This window comes from Cardinium endosymbiont of Sogatella furcifera, from assembly GCF_003351905.1.
Lineage (GTDB): Bacteria > Bacteroidota > Bacteroidia > Cytophagales > Amoebophilaceae > Cardinium.
In genome coordinates this window covers 555,438-578,470 of the sequence record NZ_CP022339.1, presented here as the reverse complement: position 1 = coordinate 578,470, position 23,033 = coordinate 555,438, and the positions used below count along the sequence as shown (strand labels likewise).

Annotated in this window: 20 protein-coding genes and 1 pseudogene; 11 read left to right on the top strand and 10 right to left on the bottom strand. The window is 40.1% G+C overall.

Features of this window, described 5'->3' with window-relative positions:
* Positions 1–131 precede the first annotated feature (131 nt).
* The 4 genes from rpmH to fabG all read left to right on the top strand — a co-directional run bounded on the left by rpmH (position 132) and on the right by fabG (position 5,447).
* Positions 132–290: a 50S ribosomal protein L34 gene (rpmH, locus tag CE557_RS02530; RefSeq protein WP_114910044.1), complete on the top strand. Its 159-nt coding sequence runs from the start codon at positions 132–134 to the stop codon at positions 288–290.
* 24 nt (positions 291–314) lie between these two features.
* Entirely contained in the window at positions 315–713 is a 399-nt protein-coding gene (rnpA, locus tag CE557_RS02525; protein ID WP_114910043.1) for a ribonuclease P protein component, read from the top strand.
* Between the two features lie 155 nt (positions 714–868).
* On the top strand, positions 869–4,207 hold the full coding sequence (locus CE557_RS02520; protein WP_114910042.1) for an HD domain-containing protein: 3,339 nt from the start codon (positions 869–871) through the stop codon (positions 4,205–4,207).
* Positions 4,208–4,700: 493 nt separating this feature from the next.
* Positions 4,701–5,447 carry a 3-oxoacyl-[acyl-carrier-protein] reductase gene (gene fabG, locus CE557_RS02515; RefSeq protein ID WP_114910041.1) on the top strand — a complete coding sequence of 249 codons (747 nt, stop codon included), beginning with the start codon at positions 4,701–4,703 and terminating at the stop codon, positions 5,445–5,447.
* On the opposite strand, the gene fabD is transcribed toward fabG, so the two are convergent.
* Positions 5,404–6,303, bottom strand: a complete 900-nt coding sequence (gene fabD / locus CE557_RS02510) for an ACP S-malonyltransferase (protein WP_114910040.1) — start codon at positions 6,301–6,303, stop codon at positions 5,404–5,406. The two genes, fabG and fabD, sit on opposite strands and share 44 nt — an antisense overlap.
* 36 nt (positions 6,304–6,339) lie before the next feature.
* Positions 6,340–7,143 carry an oxygen-dependent tRNA uridine(34) hydroxylase TrhO gene (gene trhO / locus CE557_RS02505; RefSeq protein WP_114910039.1) on the bottom strand — a complete coding sequence of 268 codons (804 nt, stop codon included), beginning with the start codon at positions 7,141–7,143 and terminating at the stop codon, positions 6,340–6,342.
* A 102-nt stretch (positions 7,144–7,245) separates the two neighbouring features.
* Here trhO and CE557_RS05170 point away from each other — a divergent pair, with 102 nt between their 5' ends.
* The 4 genes and pseudogenes from CE557_RS05170 to CE557_RS02485 all read left to right on the top strand — a co-directional run bounded on the left by CE557_RS05170 (position 7,246) and on the right by CE557_RS02485 (position 10,768).
* Positions 7,246–7,500 carry an IS110 family transposase gene (locus CE557_RS05170; RefSeq protein WP_114910038.1) on the top strand — a complete coding sequence of 85 codons (255 nt, stop codon included), beginning with the start codon at positions 7,246–7,248 and terminating at the stop codon, positions 7,498–7,500.
* Between the two features lie 91 nt (positions 7,501–7,591).
* Complete coding sequence (locus CE557_RS05165; protein WP_114910037.1) at positions 7,592–8,032, top strand: transposase; 441 nt, start codon at positions 7,592–7,594, stop codon at positions 8,030–8,032.
* Positions 8,033–8,411: 379 nt separating this feature from the next.
* Positions 8,412–8,776 (top strand): annotated as a pseudogene (locus CE557_RS05280) (transposase); the annotation flags it as partial.
* A gap of 174 nt (positions 8,777–8,950) precedes the next feature.
* Positions 8,951–10,768 (top strand): AAA family ATPase, encoded by a 1,818-nt coding sequence (locus CE557_RS02485; RefSeq protein WP_114910036.1) that lies wholly within the window; start codon positions 8,951–8,953, stop codon positions 10,766–10,768.
* A 629-nt stretch (positions 10,769–11,397) separates the two neighbouring features.
* Here the strand turns inward: CE557_RS02485 and dprA are convergent.
* Positions 11,398–12,510, bottom strand: a complete 1,113-nt coding sequence (dprA, locus tag CE557_RS02480; RefSeq protein ID WP_114910035.1) for a DNA-processing protein DprA — start codon at positions 12,508–12,510, stop codon at positions 11,398–11,400.
* A 235-nt stretch (positions 12,511–12,745) separates the two neighbouring features.
* On the opposite strand from dprA, the gene CE557_RS02475 reads away from it, so the two are divergent.
* The 3 genes from CE557_RS02475 to CE557_RS02465 all read left to right on the top strand — a co-directional run bounded on the left by CE557_RS02475 (position 12,746) and on the right by CE557_RS02465 (position 17,672).
* A complete protein-coding gene (locus CE557_RS02475; RefSeq protein ID WP_114910034.1) occupies positions 12,746–14,248 on the top strand; it encodes a sodium:solute symporter family protein in 1,503 nt (500 codons plus the stop codon).
* Positions 14,249–14,476: 228 nt separating this feature from the next.
* A complete protein-coding gene (locus CE557_RS02470) occupies positions 14,477–16,147 on the top strand; it encodes an ankyrin repeat domain-containing protein (RefSeq protein ID WP_114910033.1) in 1,671 nt (556 codons plus the stop codon).
* A 64-nt stretch (positions 16,148–16,211) separates the two neighbouring features.
* Positions 16,212–17,672, top strand: coding sequence for a sodium:solute symporter family protein (locus tag CE557_RS02465; protein ID WP_114910032.1), 1,461 nt, complete (start codon positions 16,212–16,214; stop codon positions 17,670–17,672).
* Positions 17,673–17,953: 281 nt separating this feature from the next.
* On the opposite strand, the gene sufB is transcribed toward CE557_RS02465, so the two are convergent.
* The 7 genes from sufB to rplU form a co-directional block, all read right to left on the bottom strand.
* On the bottom strand, positions 17,954–19,396 hold the full coding sequence (sufB, locus tag CE557_RS02455) for a Fe-S cluster assembly protein SufB (protein ID WP_114910030.1): 1,443 nt from the start codon (positions 19,394–19,396) through the stop codon (positions 17,954–17,956).
* A 61-nt stretch (positions 19,397–19,457) separates the two neighbouring features.
* The gene (rnc, locus tag CE557_RS02450; RefSeq protein ID WP_114910029.1) at positions 19,458–20,189 is read right to left on the bottom strand and encodes a ribonuclease III; all 732 of its coding nucleotides are present in this window, start codon (positions 20,187–20,189) and stop codon (positions 19,458–19,460) included.
* Positions 20,174–21,424 carry a beta-ketoacyl-ACP synthase II gene (gene fabF / locus CE557_RS02445; RefSeq protein ID WP_114910028.1) on the bottom strand — a complete coding sequence of 417 codons (1,251 nt, stop codon included), beginning with the start codon at positions 21,422–21,424 and terminating at the stop codon, positions 20,174–20,176. Before fabF ends, rnc begins: the two co-directional genes overlap by 16 nt.
* A gap of 12 nt (positions 21,425–21,436) precedes the next feature.
* Positions 21,437–21,691: an acyl carrier protein gene (locus CE557_RS02440; RefSeq protein ID WP_114910027.1), complete on the bottom strand. Its 255-nt coding sequence runs from the start codon at positions 21,689–21,691 to the stop codon at positions 21,437–21,439.
* A 91-nt stretch (positions 21,692–21,782) separates the two neighbouring features.
* Positions 21,783–22,136 carry a 30S ribosomal protein S16 gene (gene rpsP / locus CE557_RS02435; protein WP_114910026.1) on the bottom strand — a complete coding sequence of 118 codons (354 nt, stop codon included), beginning with the start codon at positions 22,134–22,136 and terminating at the stop codon, positions 21,783–21,785.
* Between the two features lie 225 nt (positions 22,137–22,361).
* A complete protein-coding gene (gene rpmA / locus CE557_RS02430) occupies positions 22,362–22,616 on the bottom strand; it encodes a 50S ribosomal protein L27 (RefSeq protein WP_114910025.1) in 255 nt (84 codons plus the stop codon).
* 9 nt (positions 22,617–22,625) lie between these two features.
* A complete protein-coding gene (gene rplU / locus CE557_RS02425) occupies positions 22,626–22,940 on the bottom strand; it encodes a 50S ribosomal protein L21 (protein ID WP_114910024.1) in 315 nt (104 codons plus the stop codon).
* Positions 22,941–23,033 lie beyond the last annotated feature (93 nt).

The following is a 23,033-nucleotide window of genomic DNA, read 5'->3' as shown; positions in this document are numbered from 1 at the left end:
GATACAAGTATTTGGATTCTACCACAGATTTACCTACCTTGCCAAGGCAAATTTAATGTGTATCACTTTGTATCGCAAGGGAAATATAAACAATAAAAGTCTCATATATCTAAAAAGGTCATTAAGCAGCTATGAAAAGAACATTTCAACCCTCACTTAGAAAAAGAAGCAACAAGCATGGTTTTAGGGAGCGTATGTCCACGCCCAATGGCCGTGCGGTATTAGCCAGAAGACGCGCCAAAGGAAGGGAGAAGTTAACTGTTTCTGATGAACCTAGACATAAACGCTAATATTTTTTCCTGCCGCTATTGGTTATGGGGAAAAATAACCTGCCCAAGTGCCATAGACTAACCAATCGAAAGCATATAAAAATGCTTTTTCAGGAGGGGCGCAGGCTTAGGTTACATCTCTGTAGCGTCTTTTACCTGCAAAAAAAGCAAGAACAATTTAGATGTAATCAAGTTCTTTTTGCTGTTTCTAAGCGACACCTTCGTTCTGCTGTACAACGTAATAAAGTAAAACGCTTGCTTAGAGAAGCCTATCGCATCAATAAATATCTATTGGATGATGTTTTAGCGCCTACCGGGTTTGCCTTTTTAATAGGATATGTGTATACTGGAAAAGAGGAAGAGATCCACTATCCTATTTTAAATAAGGCTGTTATTAGGTCGTTGCAACACCTTAGCGCCTTGCTATCTCAGGCACTATACTAAATAGTTTTTGAATAGTTGCGCTAGCTGTTCCATATGGTTTTAATAATGGGCTGACAAGTGCTTTATCTTGCTTACCTAAAAGATTTGATAGGTGACTGTGGAGCAGATCCTTATAAAAACGCATATTGTTCAGCACAATAATTACAGGACCGGTAATGGACTTAGACAGTATTATTTTTCTTCTTTTTTTATTAGCCTACCTATTCGTTAGCATCCGTGCTACCAAACATTCCTCCCACCCATATACGCACTTTACAGCAGCGCATACTATAACAGCCATCTTAGCGATAACCTATGGAGGAGAGGTGTTGTGTAATCCGTTGCATATAGATGGCTTATTATATTGGGCAGGCAGCATGCTCAGCTATTTTATAATAGGCAACCTGCTGGCCCATCGGTTGCATCTTTTTTTTAATACTGGATCAGTAGCAGAAATAATGGGCCGGCTCTATGGCAACCCTATTCGAAAAATGGTCGCCCTATCTGGTATCTTACATAGCGCTGCAGCAGCTGCTATGCAGTGTAAGCTACTTTCCGTGGCTATAGGTTGGTACTTTGCCATGCAACCACATTATAGCCTGCTGATCGCGGCACTCTTGATCATGTTGCCTGTTGGACCCAACCAGATACACCCGCCAACATTGGTACGTGTAGCACGCTGTGCGACCTTTGGCATATTGCTCCCCCTCATCGCTTGGATTTTATGGAAAAGCATGGTAACCCACCCCTATGGGGATCAAGCGCATTTTACTTTAGCCATTAAAGATGGCTGGGATCGTTTGCGTGATGCGGTTCCACTGAATCATATGGTGTATGGTATGGCTTTTGTCCTACCTGCTTTCTACCCTGCTCAGGTAGCACCCATTTTAGCTGCTGAAAATGCTACGCAAGTAAAACGGACTTTTAATAGTGCAGGTTTCTTGTCATTAAGCATCAACTTGCTTTTACTATGGGTGGCGCTGTTGGCACAAAAAAACGCAGGCAAATTAATGCCATTGGTCATGACTTCTTTTGAGGCTTATCTAGGGTTAAAAGGGTTGTTTATGATAGGTGCCGCCGCATTGACGCTGTCTACAGCAGGTGCAAATTTACACGCCGCCACACGTTTAATAACCAACGACCTGCCAGATCTATTCAAATGGGTAAAAAAGCCGATCCTGTATCAGGCAATAGTAAGCATGATGGCCACGCTTATTGCCTTATACACACAAGAACAACTGATAGCAATGGCTATTATTTTGTTTAAAACCATGGTAAGCCTACCCTTATTACTCTCATTAATCGGCATTGCATTACATCCCCACGCGGTTTTAGCAGGTATGCTAGCAGGTGGTCTAACGACTATAACCTGGTCCTGCTGTATAGCTAACCCAGGTATGTGTAGTCTACTCCCAGCTATGATGGTGAACCTACTTAGCATATTAGTGATCCAGTTTTTCAAGGGTAAACGAAGTACAAACCCACCGCACTGCACCAATAGGTTGGCCCAAGATCCGGTAGTTAAACCGCCACCGTTATGGAAGCGATTGTCTAAACATGCCTTGATTAGGCCATTTAATCTTGGGGATTACCTATCCTTACCCAAGCATCACCTACCCTATATACTGTTTGGTTTTTATATCCTTCTAACAGGTTATGGTTCCTTGTATACTTTTACCAGTCATCCCATATGGCATACCAGACTAGAAGTCTTTATGCTTTTACCCAGCCTCTTTGTGGCCACATTTTTTTTCATTTACCCCTTCATTTCGCCCCAACGCTATATCCGAAAAATAGCGTCAGTAATATGGCCATTCAGTCATGTCTATTTTCTTTTTTTAGTAGGTACGGGCATGGCTATGCTTAGTAAATTCACCTACTTATATACCACCATTTGTATACTCAACCTGCTCTTATCTATTTTTATTACCCCATTGATCGTGCTACTCATTGGCTGCATCATGAGTACTATAGTAGTGTGGACCTTGCGCCACTATATGGACGGCACCGTTGCATTGATCGATTACCCTTTAGACCTGAATCTGCATATTGCCTACACCCTACTTATGTTCTTCATTTTGGTGGGCGGTTTTTTATACCATACGCATGCCTTAGGTAAGCGCTTATCAATCATACAAACATTAACTAGTGAAAAAGAAGAGCAAAATGCCAGGCAATTTTTTAATAAACAACAAGTAGAAGCACTGGCTTATGAAAGCAGTTGGATCATCTCCCAATTGAACCACCAACTCATGCGATTGGATCAACCAGAGGAACGACTCCTTACCTATGCAGATCAAACACTTAGGTTAAAAAAATATTTTAACAGCATCTTTCAACATTTAAAATATAACCTCCATTTAGTTACGAATTGGATGAGCATTGATCAACTATTAGCCGAATGTTTTGATACAATAACAATCAGCAATATATATGAGACGCCCTATGTAATGATCAACACCAAACACCTCTATATACAGTGTGCAATAGAAAGCATTAAAAATCTAATCATCAGTAGTTTATACGCCTGTAGCACACATGAATCTCTACATAGCGATCAAAGAAAGGATATCTATATATATATAGATGATACACAGTTAGGTTATCGACTCACACTGTTACAAGGTAAGTTACAAAAAATCAATGCAATCAGCTTTTGCATCACCACTGCCACACAATTGCCTGCCATAGCCCCCATTTATAAGGTGGCAGAAATGGCAGATATTCAAATCTTAGATGCGTATGAAGAAAAAATAGATTCAGAAAATCAACATATTGTACATGCACATTACGGGTACTATGAGCGATTCTGTTCTGCATCAGAAATCACCCATTTATACGTAATACCTGTCAACGTGCAAGAAATTACGAAGGCATTTGCTACGCTTTCACCTGTTGTCTATACACAAACGACGGTATTGGACCCAATAAGTATACAAGCAGAAGCTGATTTTCTAGAAAAGGTTAAGCAGAAGAAAGGACTTAAGGTAGATGCAGTAATGGATGCACTACAATTAATTAAAATCTATTATACCACGCAAAGAAGAAAAACAGGTGAACTTTTTTACTTACATCCCATGGCCGTAGCCTCCATTTTACTGACGATAACGGAAGACACCAGTGTAATTATTGCAGGTTTAGTCCATGATGTGGTACAAAATACACCCTTTACAGAAGCAGGCTTAACGACGCTATTTGGCCCTGCTATTACAGAGACGGTATGGGCGGCAGCACGCTTAGAAAAAGAATTACCCAACCAAAAAGAGGATTATGCTACCTATATCGAACAAATCATAGCTCATACAAAACAAGATGCGATACTGATTAGGCTAGCAGATGTGTTACATAATGCAAGAACGATTGCTGGTCACGCCATCGAAAAGCAGCTAGAGAAAATAAGATTAATTCAAGACTTTTATCTACCATTGGCTATGCAGCTACAACTGGTTGATATAACTGATGAACTGCAATTACATGCTGAAAGGGCATTAAATATAACAATGGTAAAGTCTTAAAAAAATATATTTGATGACCACTGTTCATATAAGCCATGGACGTTGTTTAGCCCCATCTTGATCAAGCGCTTATGGAAGGAGATAATCCATTCGTAAAGCTGTTATACTACACCAGATGATCCAATCAAGCAGAAGCAACCGTTTCGCATGATGAAATATTTCATGCAATACACTCAGACCCATGATATGCTCAAGCTATGGGAGCAATTTTTAGAAAACTTTCAATCCTGCTATGCTACTAGATAAGGAAAAAGGTTATATTTATAGAGTAGCCCCCTTTGGGGGCCTTTCTGTTTTTCCATCTGTCAGATGACAATCTTAGCGATTTTTTTCCGAGGACTTGATTTTTGGTTACTTTCTTATCAAGAAAAAAGTAAAAATACCTTAGGAACCCATGTCCGTGCATAGACACTTTTATTGGACAGTCAATAACACATATACTCCTTAAGCCAACACGATTGGCTGAACAAGGATATAGTGAACGTTTTTTATTATGGATCTAAAAGGAAAAAAAATATTTATTACAGGCGCTTCACGAGGCATTGGCCAATCTATTGCCCTTAAATTAGCAGCAGCAGGGGGTGACATTGCTTTTACCTATTGCGGATCTGATCTAGAAACGGTTCAAGCTACAGAAGCGGCATTACGCGCCTTAGATGTGAAAGTCAAATGCATCCATGCAGATGCCTCTGACTTTCAGGCTACGCATCAAGCAATAGAGGATGTGGTAGAAGTATTTGGCGGACTAGATGTACTAGTTAATAATGCAGGCATCACTAGAGACAACTTACTACTACGTATGTCAGAAGCGGATTGGAATGCGGTATTAAATGTCAATTTAAAATCTGTTTTTAACACCGTACAGGCAGCCACCAAAACTTTTCTCAAGCAACGCAGTGGTTCTATTATCAATATATCTTCTATTGTAGGCATCAGTGGCCATGCCGGACAGGCGAATTATGCGGCTTCCAAAGCAGGTATGATTGGGTTGACGAAATCGATCGCTTTAGAGCTAGGCAGTAGAAACATTCGTGCGAATGTGATTGCACCAGGCTTTATAGCAACCGCTATGACGGATCAACTGGATACATCCCTACAGAAAGGCTGGGTCGACAAGATTCCTCTTAAACGTGCGGGACTTCCGGAGGATGTGGCCAACTGTGCGCTTTTTTTAGCTTCTGATGCATCAAGCTACATTACAGGACAGGTGATTCAAGTAGATGGCGGGTTACGTACATAGACGCAGGGGCGATTTTTCGAACTAACCCTTGTAAAACCGTTCCTGGCCCACATTCTATATATGCCGTAATCCCATCTTCCATCATATGGTGAATGGTTTTGGTCCAATAAATAGGTGCTACCAACTGTTGGAGGAGGTTGTTTTTAATGACTGCGGGATCATGCACAGGGCGTCCGGTCACATTCTGATAAATGGGGCAAATCCCTTTAGCAAAAGGAATAGATGAGAGTGCTGCAGCCACACTTTCCTGGGCATGCGCCATCAGCGGAGAATGAAACCCTCCCTCTACTTGTAGGGGTATGACTTTCCGCGCACCCGCCTTGATTAAAGCTTCTGTAGCCAATGCGACACCTGCCTGGCTACCGGAAATCACCAATTGCCCTGGGCAATTGTAATTAGCCGGTACAACTACTTCCTTTGTAATCTCTGCACAGATGGCTTCCACCACCTCATCTTGCATACCCAGTACAGCAGCCATGGTACCAGGGCAAAGCTGACACGCTTTTTGCATCGCTTTAGAGCGGACTGATACCAAATGGAGCCCTTCTTCAAATGACATGACTTCAATAGCGACCAAGGCAGCTATTTCACCCAAGGAATGGCCTGCCACAGCTGCTGGACGAAAGGTATTACTTAAAAAAGCAGTCGCAACGGCATGCAAAAAAACAGCAGGCTGTGCCACCGTAGTGGTCTTTAAAGCTTCCTGTGTACCTTCCAACATCATGCGCGTCAGATCAAAACCTACTATTCGGTCAGCTGTTTCAAACATTTGCCGTGCTTGCCTACTGTGTGGATAGAGCGACCTGCCCATGCCTATGTATTGACTGCCTTGCCCAGGAAATAAATAGCCTTTCATATATGATAACGTGTGTCGTTCAGAATTAAAAAGCAGCTATCGTTTTACACAAAATTTACACCGCACACCAGGTTGGTAATCTACATCTATATCTGCCTCTGTTAAAGGCATACGACAGCCATAGCAAAGTAGGCTATTGCCTTTTTTTAATCCATGGCCTAGGGATATCCGCTCATCAAAAACAAAACATTCGCCTTGCCATCTGGATTGCGCTTCATGGGTATGCATTAAATATTGTAGGATGCCGCCACTGAGTTGATAGACCGCTTTGAAACCATTGGCCAGCATATAGGCAGATACTTTTTCGCATCTAATACCTCCCGTACAGAAGATAGCAATGGGCTGCTCTTTATAGGCCGTTAAATGGTTTTCAACAAAAGCAGGGAATTGGCTAAAATAGGTTGTTTTAGGATTTATGGCCCCTTCAAAGCTGCCCAACCGACACTCGTAATCGTTGCGCACGTCCACTACAACAGCTGCCTGGTCCAGGGTTTTATTCCAGTCAGCAGCTAAGACATACTGACCTCGTAATTGCATAGATTGCACCTCTGGTTGGTGCATGGTGATGATTTCTTTTTTAAGCCGAACCTTTAGACGGCGAAAGGGTTTATGACCCGCTTCAGAATATTGGTACCACAACTCATTAAACGAAGGGATAGCCGCTATCTGAGCCATCGCATGGTCTAGTAAATCGGGCGGGCCCGCAATGGTACCATTGATTCCCTCTGAGGCAATAAGCAGTGTACCCGTTAACGCACTGCATATAGATTGAAGTTGCTGTTGTAGTAGTCCCAAGTCATGTAAGGGCACAAATTTATATAAGGTTGCTACTTTAAACATATATGGATGGGGTTGATCTATGCATCATACTTTAGCTGATTCAAATTTAGCTAAATTCTTCTCATAAATCATACTTTTTATCTTTTGGTATTATTAGCTTAGCTGCTTATAGCAGCTAAGCTAGCTGTTTCAGTTGTTAATCCAAGACAAATCAAACACTTTGCTAAGGCAATGCATCATATAACTAAAACCGATAAGGTAGATGCGCAACTTATTGCTTTATATGGTGCTAACATGGAACCTAAATCCTACCAAATGCCTGTAGCAAGTATCCAAGCCTTAAAGCAACAAAAAACACTTCTTTCACAGTTGAAAAAACAACTGACGATGTCTTATAATTTGTTAGAGTCTTTTTAATGTGTTGCCTAAAACAGATGCTGTAACCTTAAAAATGATCAATCAAAATATATCTTCTTGAGAAGAACCAATAGCCTTCTTAGAGCAAGAAATGCTTACTATTACACAGGAACGCTGTAAAGAACTCTATAAACAGATCAGTTCTATTAAAGGTCTTGGCAATAGAACGACTATGGAGCTTATCGTTGCCACTGGTGGCGGTCACCATTTTGAAAGTGCTAAGCAGTTCTCTAAATACATTGGGCTAGCGCCTACTTATGAACATTCAGGCTCATCGGTAAGAAAAAAAGGCCATATTAATCGTCATGGAAACCCTGGGTTGCGTCCTTTGCTCTATGTGGCGTCTTGGTCAGCTATACGCTTTAATAAGGCCTGTAAGGAATTTTATGAGCGCTTAAAAGAAAGGGGTAAGCCTAGTAAAGTGGCACTGATTGCAGTAGCTAACAAGCTTATTAGACAAGTATTTGCTATTATGCGCGACAATACTTTTTATGTAGATGGCCATGTATCTAAACTAAAGGTCAGCTCTTAGTCTGCCTAAAGAGGAAAGATAATAATTTACAATTTATTATTTGATGAGGAATATAAATTAAAAATATAACAGTTATGATGTGGACTTATGGATAACTTTATCAAGTTATCCATAAATCCACATCTCAATCAAAATAAACCTTAACAACGAAATATTTTTATCACAAAAAATTTGCTTATTAACATAGTTCGTCTAAATTCATTTGGATTTTATTCCTCTAGAAGTAACCTTTAAACTTAAAACAATGAGAAGAAAAGATACACCTAAAGATGGTATAAGCAAATCGATAGACGTATTGATAGACTGAAGGGTAGACCTATCGACGCTTTTTGATCAAGGCGGCTTACTCAAAGAATTAAGCAAATGTCTTGTAGAAAAAGCGTTACAGTCAGAAATGGATAACCATTTAGGTTATAATAAGTATGGTCGTAGTGATTCAGCGAATACTCGTAATGGCTTATCCAGCAAGCAAGTTATCACTGATAATGGCGTTATATCTGTTGAAGTACCCAGAGATAGAGCAGCCACTTTTGAACCGTTTTATTACCTAAGCGTCAAACAAGGATACCTGGTTTAGATGATAAGATCTTATGTTTATATGCTAAGGGGACGAGTCTATCAGATATTCAGATTCAAATACAGGAGTTATATGGCGCAGAAGTTAGTGAAAGCCTTATAAGCAACTACACAATCAATGTCGTGAAAGCTGTAAATAGCCAATTTCGTAAGTGGACAGACCCATAGCAATTGCCAAAAGAATGCTATTGAAGAGCTATCCGATAGATGATATCGTTGCAATGACTGGTTTATCGGTCACAAAAATAGAGCAGCTAAAATAGTCTGATTAAATTCTATAAAAACTATCTACCTTGTAGTGGGCAACACGATTATATACCTCTTAAATAAAAGTAATAGAATATGGATTCTAAAAAAGGAGATAAAGAGCTAAAAATAGCTGATCAACAAGGATACGTTCCACTAAGTATGCAAATTCCTATTGGCAGCGCTGATGTCAAAGAGATGATCGCGCAAAAATTGTATGCAGATAAAACGTCCTATATCACTAAACTCTTCAAAACGAATGGTATATATTACTTCTTTACAAGGCCACGTAGGTTTGGTAAATCTCTACTCCTAGATACCATAGACCAAATAGCGAAAGGGAATAAAGAATTGTTTAAAGATTGTGCTATTTATAGAGATAAAAGCTATAAATGGGAAAAATATCCAGTTATTTGGTTGAATTTCTCGGAATTAGTTTCTAAAGAGCGTGATTTACTGGAAAAAGAACTTCAATATAAGCTTTTAGAAATTGCAAATAAATATGGCGTCAATGAACTAAAAGCACCTTCACTTAGCACAAAACTAGGTGAGCTGATCAATATTCTAGGAAGGCTTCAAGAAGATTACGAATCTACTCCCATTATTTTAATTGATGAATACGACAGTCCACTCATTTCCTGTGAAAAAGAGCAGTATGAAGCAGTACTTTCTGTTCTTAGTTCGTTTTTCAAAGTTTTAAAAGCGCGTCAGAAGGATTGTAAATTGATTTTTGTAACAGGTGTAACTAAATTTCACCTATCTGGTCTTACCTCAGGAGCGAATTCAGCCAATGACATATCATTTCATGAGGATTATGCAGAGATTTTGGGGTATACGGAAGAGGATATTGATAACTTATTTCTTAGCAAAGAGACAATTGTTAAACTAATACTTGAAAGACTAAATAGAAAAAAGAATCAGGAAGAAAAGTACACGTTTACTCAACTAAAGCAAGCATTAAAAGATTATTATAATGGTTATTGTTTTACAGCTGATAAAATGGTCAGCGTTTATAATCCAGACTCCATACTAAGGTTCTTCTATGCGAAAGATTTTGAGAATTCTTGGTTTAACTCTGGCAGCCCTACCATTCTATTGCAACAAATGAAGCAAAATATAGATCGGTTTAATATAGATTGGGATAAAGGCAGTTTCCCAATAGATAAGATGAGATTTAAGCTTGTACATCCCTCTCTCCATGAAATGCCTTTGTTACCCTTGATGTACCAAACTGGATATCTTACGATGGATCTTGACCCATCTCATGTAGAAGATAAAAACAATCTAGCTTACTATTTAAAGTTTCCCAATCAGGAAGTAAAATCTTCTTTAAAGCTTATATTATCTGATTTCATTGTTCACTCACAACAAGAATCAGGGAAAATATGTAGCGTTTCTATCTTAGAATCTTTAAGAAAAGAATCATGGATTCCTTTTCTTAACGTCATTCGTAGCTCTTGTTTGGCCAAAGCAGGTTATCGTTTTCTAGATAAAACAGAAAGGAGCTTTCAGGGTGCTTTATATTCCTTTCTGAATAGTGCTTTTCATACCACTTATAATACATGGGCCAGTGCTGAAATAGATAGTGGCATAGGACGTACAGATATCGTTATGGAGGACCAATATAATGATCAAAGTACTGTTTATGTTTTTGAGTTAAAAGTAGATAAACCACCCTCATACGCTCTAGAGCAAATACATAGTAAAGATTATAGCATTCAATATGATTTATGTTATAAGAAAGTGCTTATAGGTCTAAAATATGATCCTGTAAAACTTAATATTACAGAAGCAGCTATTGAAGTACACCAATACGATGAAAAATATACTTTTAAGGTGATGCCACGTAAAAACTTTGCCGTTAATTCGGTTGGTTATTTTCAAGAAATAGAATCTAAAAGAATGGAAGTATGATGCGTATAGAGGGAGGGACTTTGTTTTAAGTTTGTAAATACCATCACAAAACTTTGACAGAAAACTGGAAACCATACAAAAAATATTTAAAGAAGGAATCAAAATCACTAAAAAACAAAGTAAAGAACAAGGGATTAAATTAGGAAGAAAAGAAGAAAGACTAGAGATCGCTAAGCCCACATCATGGCATAATGGATAATAAAACGGGTGATATTAATGTACGGGAATAGCAATGCGCATATTTTACCACACTCTAGCAAATACCTAAAATGGAAAAAAATGGCTCACTTCTGTTGAAGTGCCACAGTGTACGCCCAATGGCGGAGGCTTAAGAGAAATCGTATCTATTCAATTTACTGGTTAATAATGAGTTTTATCTCACTTTTTTCTTGATAAAGAAGTGGTCAAAAAATCAAGCCCTCGGCAAAAAGGCGCTGAAAGTGGCATCTGACAGTATGAAAATAGATAGTTAGTATATGCCATTACCCATGTTCACCAACTTTTTTTATCGGCGAACATAAGGGCTTTAAATTGACGCCATGGAAACAAACGCCAATTAAAATTATTTTTATCTAATAATCAATAAAATAAAACCATTAAATGGACGCCCTTACCCGCGCAGCTACCACCTACTGCTTATAAATAGGGGCTAAGGTAAAGCGTTTGCCTGGTAGTGCACGCAATAGCCCTTGTAATTCCAGTGACAATAATGCTGCTTGTAATGTGCCAGGTGGCAAATCGGTAGTATGGGCAAGCGCATCAACCGTTATGGGGTCTATAGCTTCATGCAGCTGGTTTAAAACCAGTTGTTCGGATGGGGTAAGCAGATGGTTGGCATAGGGATCAGCTTGGGGTTGATGGTGCACTTGCCAATTCATGATATAGACCAAATCATCTATATGGGTGAGGAGGTGTGCTTGATTCCGTTTAATCAATCGATGGCATCCTGCAGAAGTAGCTGAATAGATGCTACCCGGCAAGGCAAAAACCTCCCGGTGGTAGTTATTGGCATAGTAAGCCGTTATCAAGGCACCACTTTTTTCTTTAGCTTCAATCACTATAGTAACATCTGCCAGACCGGCTAAAATTCTATTGCGTGCCACAAAGGTATGGGCGCCTAATCCACTTCCTATGGGATATTCTGTGAGTAAACCGCCACTTACCTTACACATCTCTAGGGCTATTTTTTTATGCGCCGTGGGATAGATTTGATCCAAACTGGTGGGTAATACGGCTACGGTAGGTAGCCCCATCTCCAATGCCTGCCTATGGGCCCATATATCTGCTCCATAGGCTAAACCACTGACCACAAGGGGCTTATAAGGAAGTAATTGCTCTAAAAACTTAGTAACCGCTGCTTGTCCATAGGAAGTTAATTGCCTAGTACCCACAATGGTCACTACCCGCTGTTGGTTTAACCGTGCTTGTCCCTTATAATACAAAATAGAGGGCGCATCTGGTAATTCTAGCAACCTTTGGGGGTAACTATGCTCCTCCATGGTCAGCAGTTGAATGCCCTCTGCTTCATGTAACGGGAAAATCTTTTCTACTTGGGCCAAGCTACTGCTTAAGGTAATCGATTGGGCTATCTTATAGGGAATCAAACTATTGCCTTTATGTGCAGCTGCAAATACCGCTTGGGCATTGCCGAAATAAGCTAATAATTTTTTTAACCGGACAGCGCCTATACCTGGCACCAGTGAAAGTGCCACCCGGTAATGTTTTTCAGTAAGGGGAACCATTGCTTTGTATAACCGTAAAATACAGTAGCTAATTTAGCGTATTTTTACGCTAAAACCGCTTGCCCTATCCGCCCTTTTATCTCCCAATGGCTAACGGATCTGCCTCTATTCCTTACCTTTGCACCAAAGAGATACCATCATTTGTATCTACAGTAAAAATTACATATAATAGGCTAATCTACAGGTTATAATCTTTAACCAAATATTTATCAGATATTTAGCATGCATCGATCATATGGTATCGCTCAATAGTCCCCTTCTAATCATAGGTGCTTTTTTATTATTGACCCTGGTAGTAGGTCTAACGAGCAAGCAAGCGACCACATTTCGAGCATATGCTGTGGATACCAAACGCCTTTCTACCGTTAAGTTGCTGGCTACCCTATTGGGGACCTCATTTTGCGGTGTATCATTGTTATCTCCTGTAGAAGTGTGTTATAGTGCTGGCCTCTCTAAAGTTGTGCTTACATTTATGCGTGCGCTTACTTTATGGCTTACGAGTCTAATGTGGATACGTATGGCGCCATTTATACAACATCTTTCCATTGCAGGAACCATAGGCAGCATATATGGCAAATATCCAAGGATTATTGTTGCGCTATTAGCTACTTGTTCTGCCATTTCTGTTGTTAAAGATCAAATCAATGCCATCTCCACCATGATCACTATCTGTCTAGATAGCATTAACCCTACCGTCATCACCGTGTTGGCTACTTTAACGCTTATGCTCTATGCAACTTTGGGAGGCATTCGTTCGGTGACAAATACCGATGTGCTACAATGTATCACCTTTGTGATTATTATTGCGCTCATCGCTAAACTTATGTTTGAAAAAATAGATAACCCCACCTTAGATATTGTATCGTTTTTACACAACCAAGAAAAATTTAAACTAAGCAGCCTATTCCATCGTGATAGGCAACCATTGAATCTGCTGTTCTACATTCCATTTTCCTGTTTTATCATTGCTGATCCAGGAAATATACAACGGATCTATATGTGCGCTAGCCCCGCTCAGGTCAAAAAAGTTTTTTTGTATGGCAGTTTGTTATATCTGGTTATCATGTTTTTTGTATGTCTTATTGGTCTATTTGTTTTTGCCGGAAACCCAACGCTATCAATACCAAAAATTTGGCCATACATCATAAGCAATATGCCATCTTGTTTTAAAATATCTGTTGTCATTTGTGTATTAGGAATGGCGATGTCTACGGCTGATTCTTATTTACATCTCTGCTCAGTTATGGTTGCCCATGATCTGATGGAAAGCATACGCGGGGTAAAACCCATATCCTATCTGCTTCAGATTCGAGTGGCTAAGTTAACCGCACTAGCGTGCGGTTCGTTAGCTATGCTCATAGCTATTTATTCCAGTGGTCTATTGATAGATCATCGCATTGCACATGCGCTCAATATATTTGATACGATCGACGGTAGCATCATACCACCCCTGTTTATCTTAGCTGTGTTTGGTTTTCGGGGTACTGCTCGTACCGCTTTGATAGGTATAGCTATAGGTATATTGGCCAGCTTGGCCTGTAACCAATGGGGTTTTACAATAGGATTCGCGGCGCGTCTCACACCTGCAATAGCCAATAGTTTGGGTATGATGGCGGCACACTACCTTTTACCACAACCAGCAGGTACCGGATGGGTTGGATTAGATGCCCAACAAAAAAGGATACAGCAACTTACCAAAGCCTTTAAACGGCATAAAAAAATACTAGACCTAGAGTAGTACCCTTCTATGGCCTTCCCAGCTGATACCCCCCTACCGCTGATCTACGCTTAGTAGACACAGGATTCAGCCACTTGCATGTATAGGAAAAATTATCTAACATCCAATAGGGCTGATCTTTCATAAACATTAAACATAGCACATCGTTTTTTCACTATAATAATTAAAAATGCTGGTCCTTTTGCCCTTTAATAACCTCATACCATTTGAATATTTAGTTATTAAACCATGTACCTTAAAAAAACAGCTGTCTATATCCCTCGTTTAAAAATAGTGCTTTGTATAAGCATCGTATCATGGACCACTACTACTTGTAATAGGTATCGTCTGGAGTACGATACAGATGCAACCAATAGCAAGACACCCCAAGCCAAACCCAATACAAACTCTTTGGATCAATCTATAAATCAGTCTATGCTTTTTCAAGCAGACAAAAATGGTATGACTGTATTTTGTAAGGCAATAGAAGCAGGCGATTACAAGAAGCTAAAAGCGTGTTTACAGGCGATAGCATACCCCCATACTACGCGCTCCGATGATGTAATCTATTTAATAACTGGTGTTAAAAAGCAAGACAACAAACAACATCCTACAAAGGCTTTGTTGGATCAAGTGATCACTTCGGAAACGAATGAGATATGGGCACATAAACAAGAGGTGCTGAATATATTATTTGAGACACTGCTTCAATATGGGTTCGAACTGGAGCAAGCTTTCTTACAAAAGCATGGCCAAGATCAGAACACCATTATACATTTAGCGGTGGGTACTGGTGATTTAGACATCGTAACCTGCCTAACAGGTTGGTACCTTAAAAAAGACAGTACGAATGATCTATATGGTCAAATGAAGGTTTGCAGTATGCCAAACCGGGAGGGTACAACACCACTATGGATGGCACTCCAAGCCATCTATCATGACCCATTAACATGTGGCATGCATGGATATGATAACGAGTGTGAGACTTGTGACTATGAAATCGAAAGAACAGTAAATCGGCAAGACATCGTGTTACATCTACTAAACTTAGGTGTACCTTTCTATGAAACGATAAAACCTCCAATAAGCGCTCCTCCTTCAGTATTAAGCCTTCCTTCACTTAAAAACAGAGGATCTAAAATAAAATCTGCGCTGCATTATGCTAGTAGGCATGACGCTGGAGATTTTCTTATAGAAATGATGGAAACCATACAAAAAAGAGCCATCAATAAATATACCCCAGAAGAGCTGGTATCTCTACAAGATAAGACAGGGAGTGGTGTACTCTTCTATGTAGTGCGGTCCCGTAATTATAAATTGGCAGAATACGTACTGGCATCAGGTGCTTGTCCTATGCAAGCTAATGAGCAGGGTACTTGCCCTATCCTCTGTGCCGTTGCGTTTCGTGATATAAGGATGTTAAAATTCTTATTAAGAGCAAAATGTTTACTAGAGCGCATATGTAACATACATAAGCACAACAACTATGCACTAAAGATTCTGACGTTAGCAAAATCACCCGACTGCGGTGGTATATGCGCTTACTTAAAAAAGTACTGTAATAAATTTAAAACGCAATACGGGAGACAAATTGTACCCAATGAGTGGAACTGGCAAACGAACCATGAGATAGAACAACTCCTATCCTATCTTTGTAATTATTTTGCAGTCAACAGCATAAAAGAACCGAATTTACCTTTTCACACTACATTAGGCAGAGATTTCCGGTCCCGTAAAATAGATCATACTGATAATGAATCTAATAATAAATATTCTTTTAGAGCTTCTATGAACCAAAATAACCGTAAAAGGATGGCTTCAAAACCAGAATTTCCCTGCAAGAAGCTGAAGGTTATACGCACCCCTATGTCATTGCTGGCGCTGCCGATGCCAACGCCTTCGCCATTCGGAGGAGGATGAAGCAATATGCACGATTCCATTAAATTACATATATTATAATCCAATTCAATTAACTACATATATTATGTCGCTTGATATTCCGCTATTGACCATTATAAGTTTCTTGTTAGCTACTGCAGTGATCGTTTGTTATTCTATTAAACGTTTTACTACCTTTCGCGTATATGCTGTCGGTGATCGGCAATTTTCTACAGCTAGCCTGGTAGCTACTACCTTAGCTACTTATTATGGTGGCGCCACACTAATAGGGAATCTAACCAAATTTTATTTGGGACCATTTTGGATCAGTTGGCGATTGGCGGGCATTCTCCTCCCATTCCTAATGCTTAGTTGGTTGAGTATAAGGATATCCAAGTTTATCTATCACATCTCAATGCCCGAGACAATAGGGCGTGTATATGGTAGATATCCAAGAATTATTACTGCTTTATTAGGTTGTTGTCACTCTATTGTGTTTGTTGCTACGCAAGTACATATCGTATCACAAGTCATAAGTAGATGTATTCATTCAGTGAACCCACACTTTATTACTATACTGGCTGCAGTAATGCTTATTGCCTATACAATATTTGGTGGCATTCGTGCGGTTGTCTTGACAGATATATGGCAATTCATCACTTTTGTTGGCCTTATCTGCCTCTCAGCGTGGTTTATGTTTACAAAAACAAACCACCCAATTAGTGAAACGCTTGCTTTAAAAGATGCATGGGGGGATCTATTTCTTGGTCAATCTACATTAGTAGTTATGTTACGCTATCTAGCCCTTATATTTGCCTTTATAGAACCTGGTTACCTGCAACATATGTATATGTCTTCTGCACCTGCTCAAGCTAAAAAGGTATTTTTGTATGCAGGTATTATTGGTTTTATCATCATGCTATGCTGTATACTTTCTGGTGCATTTGTTGCTGCATGGATACCACAAGAAGTACCGCCAAAAGAAATATTCAATTATATAATGGATCATACTTCTCCTTTAATTAAGGGAATACTCTGTATATGTTTATTAGCGCTTACTATGTCTACAGCTGATTCTAGGCTACATGTTTGTGCAGTTATGATCAGTTATGATCTATTACCAACACTGCTGCGTGTGCGCCTTAGAAAAAATCTTTCCTGTATAGTCCATTATAGGATAGCCTATATATCTATATTAGTTATTACTACATTCGTTATTGTCTTGTGCTTAAATAGCGCCTACCTTGCTACCCTTCGTGATATGAGCAACTGGCTCGGTCGCTTTTATATACCTATAGTAGCGGCTCCCTTTATCTTAGCTGTTTTAGGCTTTCATAATACCTCACCTACTGCTTTAATAGGTATGGCTACAGGTGCACTAGCCGTTGTGGCTTGGGGCAAATGGGTCTATCCTATATTATTAACGGGCAGTAGCACCTTCCCTTGCGTATTAGCCAATGGCTTAGCTATGCTAGCTGTGCACTATATTATTACCACAATCAAAACATACAAAAAGTATCCACTCAAGCTCCTAGCTACATTACTTAAAAACAAAAAGAAAATATAATATAAATACCTAACCAGCTACTTTGTATCTATTCAAGTCACTAGTTTTTTGTATGTGTTCAGCGCAGTGGTTTTTATTAGGTATTTGTTCAAGTAACTGGTTTTTTGCGTTAAAAGAAAAACGCCACTGTAAAATGACACTTTCAGCGACTTTTTGCCAAGGGCTTGATTTTTTGTTCACTTTTTTATCAAGCAAAAAGTGGGATAAAATTCATTATGAACCAGTAACGTGAACAAATACAAAATGCCTTGCTAACCAGTGGCGTACATAGACACGCTACTTTACCCCACGCTCCCTTCTAAAGTAAGCGCTAGTAGTTTTTGGGCTTCTACGGCAAACTCCATAGGCAATTGATTCAGAACTTCCTTACAATAGCCATTGACAATCAGCGCAATGGCATTTTCATGATCCATACCACGTTGGTTACAGTAAAAAAGTTGATCTTCACTAATTTTAGAGGTAGTGGCTTCGTGTGCTACCTTTCCGGTTGGGTTTTTTACTTCTATATAAGGGAAGGTATGGGCCCCACAGCTATTGCCAATCAATAAAGAGTCACATTGAGAAAAATTAGTGGCGTGCGCCGCACCAGGTGCAAGCTTGACCAAGCCTCTATAGCTATTGTTGGACTGACCCGCTGCAATCCCCTTAGCTACAATGCGGCTCTTGGTATGCTTCCCTAAGTGAATCATCTTTGTACCGGTATCTGCTTGCTGTTTGTGCTTGGTAACGGCTACGGAATAAAATTCACCTACTGAATGATCCCCCATTAAAATACAACTCGGGTATTTCCAAGTAATAGCTGACCCTGTTTCTACTTGTGTCCAGGAAATTTTAGCATGCGCACCGGCACAAAGCCCTCGTTTGGTTACAAAATTATAGACCCCGCCTACGCCTTCTTGATTACCTGGATACCAATTTTGTACCGTTGCATATTTTACATGGGCACGTTTTTCAGCATAAATCTCTACTACAGCGGCATGTAGTTGGTGTTCATCACGCATAGGGGCTGTACACCCTTCTAAATAGCTCACATAGGCATCTTCTTCCGCTATAATCAACGTACGTTCAAATTGCCCTGTATTGGTGGCATTGATGCGGAAATAAGTAGAAAGCTCCATGGGGCAATGGACCCCTTTAGGAATATAACAAAAGGAACCATCACTAAATACAGCGGTATTCAGAGTGGCAAAGTAATTGTCGGTTATGGGGACCACTTTACCCAAGTATGTTTGAACCAAATCAGGGTGCTTTTGCACGGCCTCACTAAAAGAACAAAAAATAATACCCAACCTACTTAAGGTTTCTTTAAAAGTAGTAGCAACGGAAACACTGTCCAATACCACATCCATAGCTACACCTGCTAGCCTTTTTTGTTCCTCTAACGAAATCCCCAAGCGCTTAAAGGTAGCCAACAGTTCTGGATCAGCTTCTTCTAAACTGTTTAGTTGCACTTTTTGTTTAGGTGCGGCATAATAAATAATGTCTTGATAATCTATGGGCGGGTAGACTACCTTTGCCCAGGTAGGCTCTTTTAGTTTAGAGAGATGATTAAAAGCTTGTAAACGCCGTTCTAACAACCAATCGGGTTCATTTTTTTTCTCAGAAATAAGGCGAATAGTCGCTTCTGTTAAGCCTTTTGGAATCGCATCCACAGGAATATTGCTCTCAAAACCATATTGATAGTCAGATGCGTTAACAATAGCTCGTATATCTTGTGTTGCCATAATTTCTCTAGATCAATAGCATGGTTTGTAAGGGTTCATCTGCCCTTAAGCTACAACTTGCTTATTCTGTTTGTTCTATATGCTGTAGGGCTTGCTGGGCAGCCATTTGTTCAGCACATTTTTTAGTCCGGCCCGTCCCTTCTCCCATCACTTTTTCATCTATAAGCACTTGAGCGGTAAATTCTTTGTAGTATTCATACTGCTTCTCCTCAAGAATTCTAAATATTACGCGAAGGTGGTGTTTATGGGCCCATTGAATGATCCTACTTTTAAAATTGGTATCATGCTCTATAAGCTCTTTCAAGCTTATATAATTGACTATAAGACGCTCAATAACAAATTTTCGACAGCGGTCATAGCCATGATCTAAGTAAACGGCACCAATAAGCGCCTCTAAGGCATTCCCATAAATAAACTTATGGCCACTTCGTTTGACAAGGTTCGTATCGTAATGCAATAACTTATCTAAATGAATTTTACGCGCCAACCCATTTAGGGAATCCCTATTCACCAACCTTGAACGTATATCCGTTAAAAAGCCTTCTTCTTTTAAAGGATAGCGCTTGAAGAGATAATCAGCAACCATAGCAGATAATATAGCATCTCCTAAAAATTCGAGCCGCTCATTGGAGGTGGGCCCCTCTTCTATAGAGCTATGTTGAAGGGCTACCCTATATAAGGCTAGATTTAAAGGCGCCATTCCAGTAACTGCTCTTACAAAAGAAACCAACTGCTGCGTACCAGGATCCCGCTTTGTAAAAAAATACTGAAGTAAACTCAGGAATCTTCCCATCTTTTGAAGATTATAGAAACGTTATGTCCACCAAAACCAAAGGCATTGTTTTGCGCAAATAAGACCGGTCTGTTTTCTGCTTTGTTCAACGTTAAATTGATGCGGGGATCAATGGCTTCATCTAACACCTTATGGTTAATCGTTGGAGGAACCACTTGATGTACCAAAGCCAAAACAGTAGCTATAGACTCTATCGCACCTGCTGCACCCAGCAAGTGACCCGTCATCGACTTGGTCGAGCTAATATTCAGTCTATAGGCATGGTCACCAAATACATGTTGAATAGCCTCTATCTCATTGATATCACCCAACGGGGTACTGGTGCCATGGGCATTGATATAGTCTATGCCATCTGGTGTAAGCCGGGCACTGGCTAATGCACGTTGCAAAGCCAACACAACCCCTCCCTTATCGGGTGCAGTAATGTGATAGGCATCTGCAGACATGCCTACCCCTACTACTTCAGCATAGATTTTAGCATTTCTTTTTTGGGCATGGGCATAAGACTCAAGGACTAAAGCGCCTGCGCCTTCTCCCATTACAAATCCATCCCTTGTCTTGTCAAAGGGACGAGAGGCTGTTAGGTAGTCTTCATTGCGCTGCGAGAGGGCCTTTAATGCATTAAATCCAGCCATACCTATTTGAATAATAGGCGATTCTGAACCACCTGCTACTACAACATCTGCATCACCCAACTTAATCAACTGACAAGCAGCTACTATAGAATTTAAGGCAGAAGCACATGCAGCTACCGTAGCAAAATTGGGACCTTTAAATCCATATTTAATGGAGAGATGACCAGCAGGAATATCTGGTATAACCTTGGGAATAAAAAAAGGATTAACTCTTGGGTCCATATCGTTTTTAGCAAACGCCAAAACGAGTTCTTCTGTAGTACCTAAGCCGCCTATGCCAGAACCCCATACAATGGCTACCCGTTCTTTATCTACGAAAGAAGTAGTCAATGCAGCATCTTGTATGGCTTCATCCCCAGCTACCATCGCATACTGGGCAAATAGGTCCATTCGCCGCATATCTTTTACATCAAAGTAGTTGCGGGGATCATAGCCTTTTAAGGTACAAGCAAACTTGGTTTTATGCTTAGCTGTATCAAACCTAGTAATGGGTTCCGCACCACTTTGACCAGCAACCAACCCATTCCAGTAGGCTGTAACCCCACTACCAATGGGCGTAAGGGCACCTAACCCTGTAATAACTACTCTTGTGGGTAACATAGAAAAGGCAAACTAGACCTTGCGTTTTACTAAGGTCTCTTCTAAGTAATCTACCACACTACCTACGGTTTGTAAATGAGTGGCTTCATCATCCTTAATATCTACCTTAAACTCTTTTTCAAGCTCCATAACCAACTCTACTTGGTCTAAAGAATCAGCGCCTAAATTATTGGCAAAATGTGCCGTAGGCAGGACCTCTTGTGCTGATACATTCAGCTTATCCACAACAATGGCTGCTACCTTGGCCATAATATCTTCCCTATTCATTTAATTAGCTATTTTATATTTGATTGAAATGAAGTTAATTACTAAGCTTACCACGCCATAACCGAATACCTAAACGGCCAAGAAAGTCGCCCTATCGGCGCTGATTAGATGCTGCTTTTTCTGCCTTCCAATGGGCAAATCTTTCATCCGCTTGCGCTTGGGTAATCGCCCCCTTTATAACGCCTACCTGAAGATGCTTTTTAAGCATCACACCCTGGTTGGATAAAAGGCTTTTAACGGTGTGGGTAGGCTGCGCCCCCTGAAAAAGCCACTTTAGTGCACTTGCTTCATTCAGCTGAACCGTTGCAGGGGCCGTGTTGGGATTATAATTCCCAATTTTTTCTATAAATCGACCATCCCTAGGGGATCTGGCATCAGCTACAACGATGTCATACTCTGCCAGATGTCTTCTACCGCATCTAGCTAATCTTATTTTTACAGCCATAGTATTATCTTTCTAGCGAATCTCGTTCGCCAATGGTTAATGGATAAGCGCTCTTCCAAAAAGGTTACTGGTCATTTGCAGCCCGATCTGGTGCTTACCTCCTCACGTACGCCTAGTAGGCCTGAGCTTTGGGTGCCCATGGCTCCTACGGATTCCGAACCATAAACACATTTAGCTTGTTACTTTTTTGTTGATTACAGGAACCAGTATGCAACACCAAGGGCACTAAACGCTATCTACTGAAACAATGGCACGCATGTCTTTCTTTTTGGTAAAAACAACCACTCCATCGGCTAAGGCAAACAAAGTATGATCTCTCCCCAAGCCTACATTTTTACCAGGGTAATAGCGGGTACCCCTTTGCCTGACAAGGATATGACCGGCTATGACTACTTCCCCACCATATTTTTTGATACCAAGCCGCTTGCTTTCTGAATCCCTTCCATTACGGGAGCTACCAGCTCCCTTTTTATGTGCCATGTTATTATACTAGTTTATAATATCTTCAATAACAATCCGCGTGTGCGCTTGACGATGCCCCCGCTTTACTTTATAACCATTGCGTCTTTTTTTCTTAAAAACGATCACTTTATCTGCCTTGGTATGTGCCAACACCTTGGCCATAATGGTTACCCCATTCAGCATAGGTGCACCAACGGTCACCGCTCCTGCTTCATCATCTAAAAGTAAAACCTTATCAAAAGTGAGCAAAGCACCTACTTCACTTTGCAATTTAGGAGTGTAGAGCCACTGCGCTTTGGAAACTTTAAACTGCTTCCCAGCTATTTCTACAATTGCATACATATATTTCTATAAGCTAAAAAATAATAACCCTCTCAAAATTAGAAAGGGTAAAGCTTAACAAAGCTAAGCTTTTTTCCATAAAATAAAAAACGC